Source organism: Halobacteriovorax sp., assembly GCF_048381875.1.
GTDB classification, from domain to species: domain Bacteria; phylum Bdellovibrionota; class Bacteriovoracia; order Bacteriovoracales; family Bacteriovoracaceae; genus Halobacteriovorax_A; species Halobacteriovorax_A vibrionivorans.
Map to the genome: position 1 here is coordinate 63,028 of NZ_JBLXBP010000005.1, position 13,225 is coordinate 76,252.

Consider the following 13,225-nt stretch of genomic DNA (forward strand, 5'->3'; position numbering starts at 1 on the left):
AACATTATATATTCTTAACAATTTTAAGATATTTTATTACGCCTTTAGCTTTGATGGAGTTTAGTATGATTATTGGTGTTCCAAAGGAAATTAAAAATAATGAAAATCGCGTTGGTCTAGTTCCAGGCGGTGTTAGACAACTAGTTCACGACGGTCACGAAGTGTATGTAGAAACAAATGCTGGTTATGGAATTGGTATTAGCGATGAAGACTTCATCCAAGCAGGTGCTAAGATTCTTGGCTCACTTGAAGAAGTTTTTGAAAAGTCGACAATGATCATCAAAGTAAAAGAGCCACAAGCTAGAGAGATTGCTCTTTTAAAGCCACACCATATTCTTTATACATACCTTCACCTTGCAGCAGATGAGCCGCAAACAACTGGTTTAATGGAGTCTGGATCAACTTCTATTGCATACGAGACAATCCAACCAGCAGATGGTTCACTACCTCTTCTAACTCCTATGTCAGAAGTTGCAGGAAGAATGGCAACTCAAATTGGTGCTTCTTACCTACAAATTGACCACGGTGGAAAAGGTGTTCTTCTAGGTGGTGTACCAGGAACAAGAAGAGCAAAAGTAACAGTTATTGGTTGTGGTGTTGCAGGTACTAACGCAATAAAAATGGCCATGGGTATGGGTGCTGACGTAACAGCAATTGACCTATCGACTAAGCGTCTTGCTGAGCTTGATGACCTATTTGATAACAGAATCACGACTCTATTTTCAAATATTGAAAATATCGAAAAGTCTGTTCAAGAATCAGATCTTGTTATTGGTGCGGTACTTGTACCAGGTGCTAAAGCTCCAAAGCTTGTAACAAGAGAGATGATTTCTAAAATGGAAAAGGGATCTGTCGTAGTTGATATCGCAGTTGACCAAGGTGGTTGTATTGAAACATGTAAGCCAACAACTCACCAAAACCCTACTTTCCTAGTAGATGGTGTTGTTCACTACTGTGTTGCTAATATGCCAGGTGCTGTTGCTCAAACTTCAACTTTTGCACTTACTAACGTAACTCTTAAGTATGCTCGTATGATTGCAAAATATGGTGTTGAAGAAGCAGCGAGAATGGATGCAGCATTCAAAAAAGGTATCAATATCTACAAAGGTAAACTCGTTTACAAGCAAGTAGCTGATGACCTTAACCTTGAATACACTCCACTAAATATTGATTAATATAAGAAAAGGGCCTACAAAGGCCCTTTTTATTATTTTCTAGATAAGTTTGAACAAGAGTTCTGACCTAAAATAATAAAGTGATCACCAAAGAAAAGCATGATATTAAATTCTTAATCACTTAGCTTCGTAATTCAACTCACCCCATCATTCCTCTCAAGATAACCTATCAAATTTACAACTGGGGTCATTTTTTAACCAAAATGCTCAACTTTCTCGATAATTCAATGATTTAAAGTGTTAGTTTTCTCAAAATATCTTACATTTAGGGAGTTAACATAAATTAACTTCAATATATTTTTCATTTTTACCTCAATCTCGCTAAAAGTTATTCATTAATTCTTTTAAGGGGGAGAAATGTCTAAGTTTATTAAGAGCATAATACTTGTTCTAATCACTCTCACTGCTTTTGCCAGTGATAACCAATTAAACTTCTCATTCAATGGTGGACAAAATGATGTTCAAATTCTTGCCAAAGAAATTGAGGTAACAAAGTACAAACAAGAAGAATACGAAGGTACTTGTTACAATCAAATTCCATACCAAGACGAAGAATGTGGATACGAAACGAAGTATCGTCAATCTTGTCGCTACCGCTCAGGAAGAAATGTTTGCCACACAGACTACGAGCGTCAGTGTCGCTATGAAACAAAATATCGTGAAAGATGTACAACTGGCCCATCAAGACAAGTTTGTCGAAATGTACCAGGGCAAAGAATATGTCGTGATGTTAATGGACGTCGCGAATGTAAGCAAAGACCAGGTCGTCGTGTTTGTGAAACAAAGCCAGGTCGTCGTACATGTAGCCGTGAACCATACCAAGACCGTGTTTGTCGCTCACGCCCAGTTCAACGTTGTCACTGGGAGCCAGGAAGAAATATTTGTACAGATGAGCCATACCAAGACTACGTTTGTCGTACAGTAACAAAGTATCGTTCAGAGCCATACGCTTGTACAAAGACACGTACAGTACCTTACAAAGATACTGAAAAAGTAACTCACAAAGTAAAAGTTGAATATATTGGTGCAATCGAGAAAGCCGATGCAAACTTCACGCTAAACTTTGCAAACGAAATGAAGAGTTTCCAAACTGAAGTTGAAAACTTAAATGAAGAATCAACTCAGATTAACTTCCAAGTTGCAGACTTTAACGAGGTTCAAGATTATAACTATGAATCGACTCTAAAAGTTGAATTCTTTGACCTAGATAAAGCACGTGCTCCTATTCAAGTAACTCCTGCTAAAGTTGATATTAGTAAGCGAGGAAAGTTTGAATTAGAAGTATCTAATCTAGAAGGTGTTGAAGCGCTAAAGACAGAAATCGTAATCTACGATCGTGAAAAGAAGAGACTTCACTTTAAGAAGACTATTGATCTTTTAACTTTCAACAAAACTCTTCTTGATAATGGAAACGTTCTTCTTACAGGAGAACTAAAAGAGCACGGTTTTGAAAAAATCAAAAAAGGCTTCTTTGGTCCATTTGAAAAAGAGCGTAAGCTTAAAGTTACTCTTACTTTCTTTCCACTGGATTCAACTGTTCCAGGGCAAGAGCTAAAGCCAGTAACACATACGCTAAAAGCAGAAGCTGAACTTTAGAAAAAAGACCTTAAGCACACACTTAAGGTCTTCATTCAATTTTAGGGAATTGTTTGAAGGCCATGAAAATATAAATTGAACAAGAAGGCCTCTGTTTAGTTACAGGGGCCTTCTTTTCTCACTTCATTTCTACCTTTATCAATTGTGGTCATCACAATCTCTAGTACTTGAATAGTTAAGAAATTAAAGATTAAGCAATGCAACGCGTGGTGCTATTTACGTTATAGCAAATGCTACGTACCATTTTATAAATAAAAAATAAATAAATCATTAAGGGAGCTTAGTAATGATTAAAAACCTAATGGCCATTTTAATTGTGGCCCTACTCGTTGTGTCTTGTTCAGGAAAGAACGGAGCAAATAAGAGTACTTTTGTATACTGTTCAGAAGGTTCACCTTCAGGATTTAATCCTCAATTTCTAACTGATGGCCCATCTCACAATGCGGCAGCTTACCCACTCTTTAATCGACTTGTAAGTTTTCAAACTGGAAGCACTAATATCATTCCTTCCATTGCTGAGAGTTGGACTGTATCTCAAGACCAACTAACTTATACGTTTAATATAAGAAAAGGTGTTAAATTTCATACAACAAAATATTTCAAACCAACAAGACAGCTTGATGCAAGTGATGTTGTGTGGTCCCTAAACCGTATGTTTAAAAAGGACCATCCATATAATAAAGTAAGTGGTGGTATCTATGAATATTGGGATGGAATGGGAATGTCTAATATTATCAAAGATATTAAACAAACTGATAAGTACCAAGTTCAAATTGAACTTCATCATCCAGAAGCTCCCCTACTTGCAAACTTTGCAATGGCCTTCACAAGTATCCTTTCGCGTGAGTATGGTGAAAAAATGCTAGCGGCCAAAACTCCTGAAGATTTTGATCGTAAACCAGTTGGAACAGGCCCATTTATTTTTGGATCATATCAGAAAGATACAATGATCCGTTATACAGCTAATAAAGACTATTTTAAAGGTGCTCCAAAAATTAAGAGAATGGTTTTTTCTATTATTCCTGATCCTTCAGTTAGAACGCAGAAACTTGTTGCAGGAGAATGCCACCTTGCGACTCAGCCTGCACCAACAGATATTGCAGCACTAAAAGCAAATAAAGATATAACAGTATTAGATGGTGCCGGTCTCAATGTTGCATACCTTGCTATGAACACTGAAAAGAAGCCTTTTGATAATATCCACGTAAGACGAGCAATAAACTATGCCCTAAATCGTGACTCTTATATTGATCCTATCTATCTTGGGTTTGCAAATGTTGCAAAGAACCCAATGCCACCAACAATCTGGGGTTATAACGACAATATCACTCCATATGAATATAATATTCAAAAGGCAAAAGAAGAATTAAAAAAAGCAGGTCTTCCAAATGGTTTTGAAACAACAATTTGGACTCTTCCGGTATCTCGTCCATATAATCCAAATGGAAAGAAAATGGGTGAATTAATGCAAGAAGATCTTGCAAAAATTGGTATCAAGGTTGAGCTTGTGACATATGATTGGCCTACATACTTAAAGAAGGCACACGCTGGTGAGCATTCAATGATTCAAATGGGATGGACTGGTGACAATGGAGACCCTGATAACTTCTTATATATGTTATTAAGCTGTGAAGGAGCTAAGGCCGGCTCTAATTATGCAAATTGGTGTAATAAGGATTATGACCGTCAGGTTATAATGGCAAAGAGGCTAAACGATCCAAAGAAAAGAGCTAACTACTATCTTGAGGCCCAAGAAGTATTTAAAAAAGAGGTTCCATGGATAACACTCTTTCACTCAACAGTTCACCGTGCCATGAGAAATAATGTAAAGGGATTCAAAATTCATCCTCTTGGAAATGACATCTTTACTGATATCTCTATCGAATAAGTAATTAAATTATATGAAAAACTTCTTAAAACAACGTTTTCTTCAGCTAATCCCAACAGTAATTGGGATTAGCTTATTTTCCTTTATCATTGTTCGCTTAGTTCCAGGTGACCCCGTTCTTCTTCTTTTAGGTGAACGTGGTGCTGATCCTAAAGTCTATGCGGCCATGCAAAAAACACTAGGACTCGATCGTCCAATTCTAGAGCAGTACTTTCTCTACATACAAAATATCTTCTCAGGAGATTTTGGCCAATCCATTGTGACGAAGCAAACAGTAGTTAATGAGTTCTTCTCTCGCTTTCCGGCCACTTTAGAGCTTGGAGTATGTGCGATGGTATTTGCCATCCTAATAGGAATCCCTGCTGGAGTCTATGCAGCTTTAAAGCGTAATTCTTTTATAGACTATCTATTAATGGGTACATCACTAGTGGGATATTCAATGCCAATATTTTGGTGGGGATTAATTCTCATTATTGTCTTTTCAGTTAATATGGGAATCACACCTGTTTCAGGAAGGTTAGATGTCTTCTATGAAGTACCAAGTATTACAGGTTTCATGCTAATTGATACGCTTAATCCTGAGGTCATTGAATTTGATGGTTTAGCACCATTTTTCTCGGCCCTAAAACACCTTATCCTGCCAACAATTGCTATGGGGACAATTCCACTTGCTGTTATTTCTCGAATGACAAGATCAAGTGTACTTGAGGTCTTAAAAGCACCATATATCCAAACAGCTAAAGCAAAAGGCCAAAGTTATCAAAAGATTGTATGGAAACACGCTGTAAGGAATGCACTTATACCAATCGTAACTGTTATTGGACTGCTTTTTGGAAGTATCATTACAGGAGCAATTCTTACAGAGACCATCTTTTCGTGGCCAGGTATCGGCCGTTGGCTAGTAGCAAGTATTCACGCTAGAGACTACCCTGTAATACAAGGAGGTATTCTCTTCATTGCCCTGATGGTTATCTTCATCAATACATGCGTGGATATAATCTACTCGATTGTTAACCCTAAAATTTCAGGTTCAAAATAATGAGTGACCAAGTAATTAAACAAGATTCAAACATAACAAATATTCAGTTATTAAAAGACTTTTGGGATCATTTTAGTGATAACAAAGGTGCAGTTTTTGGACTGGCCTTAGTTATAGGATTTATTCTTATAGCACTACTCGCTCCTATTATTGCTCCTCATGGGCAAAGTGAAATCTTTGAAGGACAACTTCGTATCCCACCAATTTGGGCAGAAGGTGGAAATATGTCTTTCTTACTAGGAACAGATGATCTTGGACGTGATGTTTTAAGCCGACTTATTTACGGTGCTCAAGTCTCACTCTTTGTTGGGATATCAATTGTATGTATATCAGCTGTAATTGGAACTATTCTTGGACTTCTTGCAGGCTACTTTGGTGGAAAGACGGATGCTGTGATTATGCGATTTATTGACATTCTCATGGCCTACCCAAGTATTCTTCTCGCTATTATAGTTGTCTCTGTAATTGGCCCAGGACTTATGAATGCGGTCTTTGCTGTTTCACTTGTAAGTGTTCCATCTTTTACACGTTTAATTCGTGCCAATGTTATGGAAATCAAAGACCTACAATTCGTTCAAGCTGCTAAAACTTTTGGGGCCTCTCCTATTCGCATCATGCTAAAGGAAATTCTTCCAAATTGTATGGCAACATTAATTGTTCAAATTACTCTAGGACTATCAGAAGGGATTCTCTCCACTGCGGCCCTTGGCTTCTTAGGACTAGGTGTTCAAGCTCCAACTCCTGAATGGGGGATTATGCTAAGTGATGCTAGGCCTTATATACAAAGTGCTCCATGGCTTGTCACGCTACCAGGACTTTGCATTCTAGCAGTCGTACTTGGCCTAAACTTATTTGGTGATGGGCTTAGAGATGCACTTGATCCAAAACTTAAGAGATAAGAAAAGAGAAATATTGCTATGAATTTATTAAAAGTTAAAAATTTAAATATCCACTTCAAGACAAAAAAAGGTCTTGTTCACGCGGTTAGAAATGTTTCCTTTGACGTTGAAAAAAGTGAGACTTTAGGAATTGTTGGAGAATCCGGATGTGGTAAGAGTATTACAAGTATGGCCATTATGGGACTCCTCGATGACAACGCCGTAGTCACTGCTGATGAATTAAGCTTTGATGGAGCTGATCTTCAAGGCCTTAACGAAAAATCATGGCAAAAGATTCGCGGTGGTGAGATTAGTATGATCTTCCAAGATGCCATGAGTAGCTTAAATCCTTGCTACACAGTAGAAAATCAGATTGAAGAAGTTTTAAAAATTCATAATCCAACAATGGCTAAGCCCGATAGAAAGAATCGAGTCGAAAAGCTTTTAACACTCGTTGGTATTCCGGCTCCAAAAGAGAGAATGAAATCATATCCTCACGAACTTTCAGGAGGAATGGCACAAAGAGTGATGATTGCCATGGCCATTGCATCAGATCCTAAGCTTCTAATTGCAGATGAGCCAACAACAGCACTTGATGTAACTGTTCAACAACAGATTCTGGAGCTTTTAATCGAGATCCAGAAAGAGACAGGTATGGCCGTAATTTTCATCTCTCACGATCTTGCTGTTGTAAAAGACTTTACGAGAACATTAAAAGTTATGTACGCAGGTGAAGTAATTGAAAAAGGCCCAACAGAAGATGTCATTGCACACCCAAGGCATCCTTATACATTTGGACTTCTACAATCAATACCATCATTTGCAAACGATATAGACGCTCCCCTTTATTCAATCAAAGGAATGGTACCAGACCTTGCAGGTAGGCCCACAGGCTGCCAATTCAAGGAGCGCTGTGAATACTCTAGTAATGAATGTAATCATCTACCAAAACTAATCATTCATGATGATCGCTCTCTAAGATGTATTCACCCTTTAAACAACTAATCTAACGGATAATAAAATAATGATTGATACAATAAAAGTTACAAATTTAAAGAAGCATTACCCAGTGGGAGATAAAACTGTAAAGGCCGTTGATGGCCTGAGTTTTAATTTACAAGAAAGATCGACGCTAGGAATTGTAGGTGAATCAGGTTGCGGAAAATCCACTCTTGCAAAATGCCTCATGGGACTTGAATCTTTATCGGGTGGAAGTATCACAATAGCTGGAAAAGACTTTTCTCAAATGAGCTCTAAGGAGTTATATCATAATATTCAAATGGTTTTTCAAAACCCACTGGAATCCCTTAATCCTAGAAAAAAGGCCTGGGAGGTTATTGCAGACCCACTCTTAATAAATGAGAAAGTGACAAAGAAAGAAGCTTTTAAAAGGGCCTGTGATCTAATGGAAACAGTTGGACTAAGACACGAGCACGCCCATAAGTACCCACATATGTTTAGTGGTGGCCAGCGCCAGCGAATTGGTATTGCACGTGCCCTGATCTTAAAGCCAAAGGTTCTTATTTTGGATGAGCCTGTTTCAGCATTAGACGTCTCTGTTCAAGCACAAGTTTTAAATCTTTTAAGAGATCTTCAAAAAGAATTTAATCTAACATATATCTTTATCTCTCACGATCTCTCTGTTGTACGCTATATCGCAGATAAAGTTCTTGTCATGTATCTTGGAAAGGTATGTGAATATGGAAAGAGTGATGTGATATTTGAGACGCCTCACCATCCATATACAAAGACACTTTTAAAAAGTGCGCACGCTGTGGAAAATGAAGTGATAAAAGCCTTCCCTCCTCTTAAGGATGTGGAACTACCATCACCACTTGATCCTCCATCAGGATGTAACTTTCATACTCGTTGTCCGCTTGCTGTAGAAACTTGTAAGAGCAAAATTCCTGAATGTCGTGATATCGACCAAAGAAGTGTTTTCTGCCACGAAGTAATTGCCAATTAAAAAAGGCCCACTAAAAAGTGGGCCTTTTTTATATCTTAATTTAAATAATTAATTACTTAATTTCTTTGTGTACAGTGTGCTTTCTTAAGAAAGGGTTGTACTTTTTGATTTCTAATCTTTCTGGATTAGTCTTCTTGTTCTTAGTTGTTGTGTAACGAGATGGAGTTTGTCCATTCTTTCTCGCTTCTGTACACTCAAGTGTAATAATAACTCTTGGCCCCTTTGCCATAACTGCCTCCTAAAAATATATAAACCTAAAATTTCTCTTATAACTTAGTAATCGTAGGTAAGAAACTTACTAGAAATACATTGTCATGGCAAGGGCCAACTGTTAAAAATACTGCATGGAAATACAAAACTTAGTCAATTTGAAGAATTGGAACTTCGCCCACTACAATAGTGAGCATTTTAAGGCCTTTATTGGCATGACTGGCGATGTAGAAGAGACAAACGGAGCAATAAGAGAGGTCATACTCTACTCTGTAACAGTAGTCGATGGTGAGGATAAAGAAGTATTTCAACGTGATTTCAAGTCGTTAAAGTCAGCAATTTCATTAATAAATGAAAACTATGGACATTGGCAATTTAACGACCCGACAGATAAGTCTGGCGGAGGTTGTAGTTCTTGCAGTGCTCACTAGCCGCAAGGAGTAAAACTCTTGACAATTTCTGCTATATAAGCGAAATTGCTCAAATCTCAAACTTAAATGTAAGAACACTTAAACGTAGAAAATAGCATTGTAACAAGCAATGCGAGAAAAAGAGGTTTAAAATGAAAAAAGGTATCCACCCAGAGTACAGAGACGTTCTATTCCACGATATCTCTGCTGACTTAAAATTTATCACTAGATCAACAATCAAAGCAGATGCTGAGCTTGAGTTTGAAGGGAAAACTTACCCATACGTAAAACTTGATATCTCTAGTGCATCTCACCCATTCTATACTGGTAAGCAAAAAGTACTTGATACTGAAGGTCGTATCGACAAATTCAGAAAGAAATTTGGTACTTCTTACGCTTCACTTGGGAAGAAAAAGTCTTAATTTACTTTTTAAATTTAAGATATATAAAGGCCTCGCATCGCGAGGCTTTTTTGTTTATAATTAAGAAATGAAATTCTTAATCCTAATCCTTATTACTCAAGTAGCATTTGCTAAGCTTGAAAATAAAATTAACTATATTGCTGATATCTTGCTTAAAGAACAGTATTTAATTAATGACTCAAAAGAGCGTGCCGATTTCGTTAAAAGACAGCTTATTGAAAAGTCCGCTAAAAGCCTTGATAATAAAAAGCTTGAAAAGATTATTGACGAGAATACAGAGTTCATCGACCTGAAGAAAGAAATAGTCAAACGTATTAAAGACAAATACTCCGAAGAAGAAATAAATAAGCTCATGGCAATCCTTGAGACAAAGGAAATGAGAAAGCTTGCTAAAGATGTCTTATCCCCTATTCTATTGATGCCCCACTTTAAAATGAATAAAGAAAAAATCATTTATGAAGTAAAAGAATTAAAGAAGTCTCAGTAATATTAGAAAAAAATCCTATCCCAACATATATTTTTAAGCTTAAATATTCTAAGTACTTGAGAGTTATACTTATAGACCACCTAAAGAGAAGTTAATAATTTCAACAACTTAGAAAAGATTTCTTTAAAGAACTTATCAAAATTTACCGAAGTTATTATATCAAAAATAAGATTTTCTTTTCTAAGGGGGATGTGTGATCAAGAAATCAATTTCAAGAACAATAGCTATAGTTTCAATGGCCTTACTTGTTACAAGTTGTGCAAATATGAATTCGCAACAAAAAAGAGAGTTAGCAGAATGGGAAGCTGAAGGTATTGCAGTAAAAGAAAAAGATGAAGTAACTGCCGCAGTATTAAATGTACTTCCAGGTGTTGGTGACTTTTATAATGGCAATGTAGGTTATGGAATTACAAACCTATTATTTTGGCCGGCCTCAGTCCTTTGGGCCCCTTTCGGAGGTGTTGCTGGAGCACAGGAACAAAATTATTATGCAACAAAGAATTATGTAAGCTCTTTAGAAAATAATCGCAGAAGACTATTAGATGATCTTGATACGGCATTTATGACTCAAGAGATTTCAAAGAAAACTTATTATTACGGAAAGAATAAAATCAAAAAAATGAAAGTCACTGAGTTTAAAAATGAAATAGAACTTAGAGATATTATTCCAGTAAAACTACAAAGACTTCCAGCAAGTAATTAAAAAATAAAAGGCCTGTGAAAAACAGGCCTTTTTTATTTGTTAATTTTCATCATTAGATACTTATCTTAATCAATTTCAACTTCAATCTCTTTAACTCTAAAAGTAGAATTTTCAAGTTCCTTATCGATCGTATAAGAAAGCTTTATCCCAGAAGAGATAGCATCTAATTTTTTAAGCATTTTCTTTTTAAAGAGTTTTTTTGGAACTTCTAAGTTCACAATCTTATTCTCTATTGTACAAACTTCCCAAAGATAAGCATGTTTCACAATTCTCTTTAAACGTATTAAGCGCGCCTCATTCTCAACGACTGGCTTATTTTCATCACTTAAACTATAGAGATGAATTGTTGCAGGCATAACCTTACGATCAAGCTTTGCCACTTGTGATAGAGACTCAAGTTCATAGTCTAGACTTACTTTAATAGACTGATGACACCAATCATCAGTTTCTTGAAGAGGACAACTTCCCTGCCCCATGCATGGATAATTAACTTTATACTCAAGGTTTAATAGTTTTCTTCTAAGCTCTAAAACTTCTTTAAAGACCTCTTTGGTTCCCGGCTCAATACAGATGATAAACTTAGGCTTGAGGTTCTTTATTAGCTTAAAAGCTGCCTTCATTCCCATTTCATTTAAAGAGTTACCAAAGATTAGCGTTGAGTTTTCAATTTGAGGGACACGGTTTTTAAAGAAAACCCTATCTTCTTTAAAATATTCATCGTTAAGCTTCTTGGCCTGTTTAAGCATTAACTCACTTTCATCAACACCAATGAACTCTTTTACATTAGGCAAGAGATTGGCAGCAGCATAAGTATAAGTTCCAGGGCCACAACCAATATCAATAATCGTCGTTTCTGAGATTGCAGACAAACTCTCCTCACTTAATTGAGAAAAGAGAAAGTCTAATTTATATGCATTTGTTGGGAAATAGAATGCTGTGTAAGCACTGATTAAGTCTTCATTTGAGTAATTATCTTTTAAACGAGTGCGATCACTTGTGAATTGTTGTGACTGTAGCTGAATAAGCTTTGCTAATTGCTGCTTATTCAGGTTTGGATTTAAAAGTGCACTTAAAATTGATTCGTAATCAAACATCTTACCTTCCACAAAAAAGAAGGGCCTCTAATGAGGCCCTTATATTTATTAGATTAATTTTACACTAAAATTATCTTTTGATTACTGGCGTGTAATCTCTTTCATTCTCACCCATGTAAACCTGACGTGGACGTGAAATACGTACACCATCTTCTCTAAGCTCTTTCCACTGAGATAGCCAACCTGGAAGACGTCCTAATACGAACATTGCTGTAAACATATTAGTTGGAATACCAAGTGCCTTGTAGATGATACCAGAGTAGAAGTCTACGTTTGGATATAGGTTACGTTTAACAAAGTACTCATCTTTAAGAGCAACTTCTTCAAGACCTTTTGCAATGTCAAGAAGAGGGTCTTGAATATCAAGCTTTTCAAGAATTGTGTCACATGCTTTTTTAATGATTTTTGCACGTGGATCAAAATTCTTATAAACACGGTGACCAAATCCCATAAGACGGAATGGATCTTCCTTGTCTTTGGCTTTTTCGATGAATTTTTGGTAATCACCACCATCTTTTCTAATTTCTTCAAGCATCTCAAGTACAGCTTGGTTTGCTCCACCGTGTAATTGTCCCCAAAGAGCTGTAACACCAGCTGCAATTGAAGCAAATACGTTAGCATGAGATGAACCAACAACTCTTACAGTTGATGCTGAACAGTTTTGTTCGTGGTCTGCGTGTAGAATTAATAAAGTATCAAGAGCATCTGCTACATCTTTATCAACTTCACCATCAAACATTAAGTTTAAGAAGTCTGATGAGTAATCAAGCTTAGCGTTTGAAGCTAGAGGGCTTTTTCCCATCGTCTTGCGATAGAATTGCGCCATCATAACTTTAACTTGTCCCATCATTTGAGTAATTGCCTTATTCTTAATCTCCTCAGTTGCCTCAGGGTTTAGGAATTCAGGATAGAACCCACTTAATGATGAAATAGCAGCAGCTAAAACACCCATTGGGTGTGCTGAACCAGGGAATTGATCAATGATCTTCTCGACTCCACCAGGAAGCTTACTTGAAGCAGCAATATCCTTGTTGAATGCTTCTAATTGAGCAGCTGTTGGAAGCTCCCCGTTGTATAGAAGATAAGATACTTCAGCAAAGTTTGAAGATTCAGCAAGTTGTTCAATTGGGTAACCACGGTATCTTAGGATCCCCTTTTCTCCGTCAAGAAAAGTGATCTTTGACGTACATGATCCAGTGTTTACAAAACCGATATCTAGAGTAATTGCTCCAGTTTGTGCTCTAAGCTTTGAGATATCTAAAGCGAGCTCATTTTCAGTTCCTTTAAGAGTTGGAACTTCGATCGTTTGACCATTGATTTCTATTTTTGCACTTTCGGCCATTTGTTTCCTCCAAAA

The 13,225-nt window shown here is 36.8% G+C and carries 14 protein-coding genes; 11 read left to right on the forward strand and 3 right to left on the reverse strand.

The window, feature by feature from the left end; translation table 11 throughout:
- Window positions 1-65 precede the first annotated feature (65 nt).
- From ald to ACN5L8_RS13840, 7 genes are all read left to right on the forward strand, one after another.
- Window positions 66-1,175, forward strand: a complete 1,110-nt coding sequence (gene ald / locus ACN5L8_RS13810) for an alanine dehydrogenase (RefSeq protein WP_334679201.1) — start codon at window positions 66-68, stop codon at window positions 1,173-1,175.
- A 357-nt stretch (window positions 1,176-1,532) separates the two neighbouring features.
- A complete protein-coding gene (locus tag ACN5L8_RS13815) occupies window positions 1,533-2,771 on the forward strand; it encodes a hypothetical protein (RefSeq protein ID WP_419173314.1) in 1,239 nt (412 codons plus the stop codon).
- A gap of 286 nt (window positions 2,772-3,057) precedes the next feature.
- Window positions 3,058-4,659, forward strand: a complete 1,602-nt coding sequence (locus ACN5L8_RS13820) for an ABC transporter substrate-binding protein (RefSeq protein ID WP_419173315.1) — start codon at window positions 3,058-3,060, stop codon at window positions 4,657-4,659.
- Between the two features lie 13 nt (window positions 4,660-4,672).
- Entirely contained in the window at window positions 4,673-5,698 is a 1,026-nt protein-coding gene (locus ACN5L8_RS13825) for an ABC transporter permease (protein WP_419173316.1), read from the forward strand.
- Window positions 5,698-6,597 carry an ABC transporter permease gene (locus ACN5L8_RS13830; RefSeq protein ID WP_412474407.1) on the forward strand — a complete coding sequence of 300 codons (900 nt, stop codon included), beginning with the start codon at window positions 5,698-5,700 and terminating at the stop codon, window positions 6,595-6,597. Before ACN5L8_RS13825 ends, ACN5L8_RS13830 begins: the two co-directional genes overlap by 1 nt.
- Window positions 6,598-6,615: 18 nt before the next feature.
- Entirely contained in the window at window positions 6,616-7,581 is a 966-nt protein-coding gene (locus ACN5L8_RS13835; protein WP_419173317.1) for an ABC transporter ATP-binding protein, read from the forward strand.
- Window positions 7,582-7,600: 19 nt separating this feature from the next.
- The gene (locus ACN5L8_RS13840; RefSeq protein ID WP_419173318.1) at window positions 7,601-8,542 is read left to right on the forward strand and encodes an ABC transporter ATP-binding protein; all 942 of its coding nucleotides are present in this window, start codon (window positions 7,601-7,603) and stop codon (window positions 8,540-8,542) included.
- Window positions 8,543-8,594: 52 nt separating this feature from the next.
- On the opposite strand, the gene rpmG is transcribed toward ACN5L8_RS13840, so the two are convergent.
- Entirely contained in the window at window positions 8,595-8,771 is a 177-nt protein-coding gene (gene rpmG / locus ACN5L8_RS13845; protein ID WP_120404605.1) for a 50S ribosomal protein L33, read from the reverse strand.
- 115 nt (window positions 8,772-8,886) lie between these two features.
- On the opposite strand from rpmG, the gene ACN5L8_RS13850 reads away from it, so the two are divergent.
- The 4 genes from ACN5L8_RS13850 (at window position 8,887) to ACN5L8_RS13865 (ending at window position 10,774) form a co-directional block, all read left to right on the forward strand.
- Window positions 8,887-9,183, forward strand: a complete 297-nt coding sequence (locus tag ACN5L8_RS13850) for a hypothetical protein (protein ID WP_120404604.1) — start codon at window positions 8,887-8,889, stop codon at window positions 9,181-9,183.
- Between the two features lie 131 nt (window positions 9,184-9,314).
- Window positions 9,315-9,584 carry a type B 50S ribosomal protein L31 gene (locus ACN5L8_RS13855; RefSeq protein ID WP_120404603.1) on the forward strand — a complete coding sequence of 90 codons (270 nt, stop codon included), beginning with the start codon at window positions 9,315-9,317 and terminating at the stop codon, window positions 9,582-9,584.
- A gap of 67 nt (window positions 9,585-9,651) precedes the next feature.
- A complete protein-coding gene (locus ACN5L8_RS13860) occupies window positions 9,652-10,071 on the forward strand; it encodes a hypothetical protein (protein ID WP_120404602.1) in 420 nt (139 codons plus the stop codon).
- A gap of 193 nt (window positions 10,072-10,264) precedes the next feature.
- Window positions 10,265-10,774, forward strand: a complete 510-nt coding sequence (locus ACN5L8_RS13865; RefSeq protein WP_419173319.1) for a hypothetical protein — start codon at window positions 10,265-10,267, stop codon at window positions 10,772-10,774.
- Between the two features lie 65 nt (window positions 10,775-10,839).
- On the opposite strand, the gene ACN5L8_RS13870 is transcribed toward ACN5L8_RS13865, so the two are convergent.
- The gene (locus ACN5L8_RS13870; protein ID WP_419173320.1) at window positions 10,840-11,868 is read right to left on the reverse strand and encodes a small ribosomal subunit Rsm22 family protein; all 1,029 of its coding nucleotides are present in this window, start codon (window positions 11,866-11,868) and stop codon (window positions 10,840-10,842) included.
- 70 nt (window positions 11,869-11,938) lie between these two features.
- Window positions 11,939-13,210, reverse strand: a complete 1,272-nt coding sequence (locus tag ACN5L8_RS13875) for a citrate synthase (RefSeq protein WP_120404599.1) — start codon at window positions 13,208-13,210, stop codon at window positions 11,939-11,941.
- Window positions 13,211-13,225 lie beyond the last annotated feature (15 nt).

What these genes read in the sequence shown, in the direction of transcription:
- ald (WP_334679201.1), top strand. Translation starts at nt 66, where the DNA reads ATGATTATTGGTGTTCCAAAGGAAATTAAAAATAATGAAAATCGCGTT.
- ACN5L8_RS13815 (WP_419173314.1), top strand. Translation starts at nt 1,533, where the DNA reads ATGTCTAAGTTTATTAAGAGCATAATACTTGTTCTAATCACTCTCACT.
- ACN5L8_RS13820 (WP_419173315.1), top strand. Translation starts at nt 3,058, where the DNA reads ATGATTAAAAACCTAATGGCCATTTTAATTGTGGCCCTACTCGTTGTG.
- ACN5L8_RS13825 (WP_419173316.1), top strand. Translation starts at nt 4,673, where the DNA reads ATGAAAAACTTCTTAAAACAACGTTTTCTTCAGCTAATCCCAACAGTA.
- ACN5L8_RS13830 (WP_412474407.1), top strand. Translation starts at nt 5,698, where the DNA reads ATGAGTGACCAAGTAATTAAACAAGATTCAAACATAACAAATATTCAG.
- ACN5L8_RS13835 (WP_419173317.1), top strand. Translation starts at nt 6,616, where the DNA reads ATGAATTTATTAAAAGTTAAAAATTTAAATATCCACTTCAAGACAAAA.
- ACN5L8_RS13840 (WP_419173318.1), top strand. Translation starts at nt 7,601, where the DNA reads ATGATTGATACAATAAAAGTTACAAATTTAAAGAAGCATTACCCAGTG.
- rpmG (WP_120404605.1), bottom strand. Translation starts at nt 8,771, where the DNA reads ATGGCAAAGGGGCCAAGAGTTATTATTACACTTGAGTGTACAGAAGCG.
- ACN5L8_RS13850 (WP_120404604.1), top strand. Translation starts at nt 8,887, where the DNA reads ATGGAAATACAAAACTTAGTCAATTTGAAGAATTGGAACTTCGCCCAC.
- ACN5L8_RS13855 (WP_120404603.1), top strand. Translation starts at nt 9,315, where the DNA reads ATGAAAAAAGGTATCCACCCAGAGTACAGAGACGTTCTATTCCACGAT.
- ACN5L8_RS13860 (WP_120404602.1), top strand. Translation starts at nt 9,652, where the DNA reads ATGAAATTCTTAATCCTAATCCTTATTACTCAAGTAGCATTTGCTAAG.
- ACN5L8_RS13870 (WP_419173320.1), bottom strand. Translation starts at nt 11,868, where the DNA reads ATGTTTGATTACGAATCAATTTTAAGTGCACTTTTAAATCCAAACCTG.
- ACN5L8_RS13875 (WP_120404599.1), bottom strand. Translation starts at nt 13,210, where the DNA reads ATGGCCGAAAGTGCAAAAATAGAAATCAATGGTCAAACGATCGAAGTT.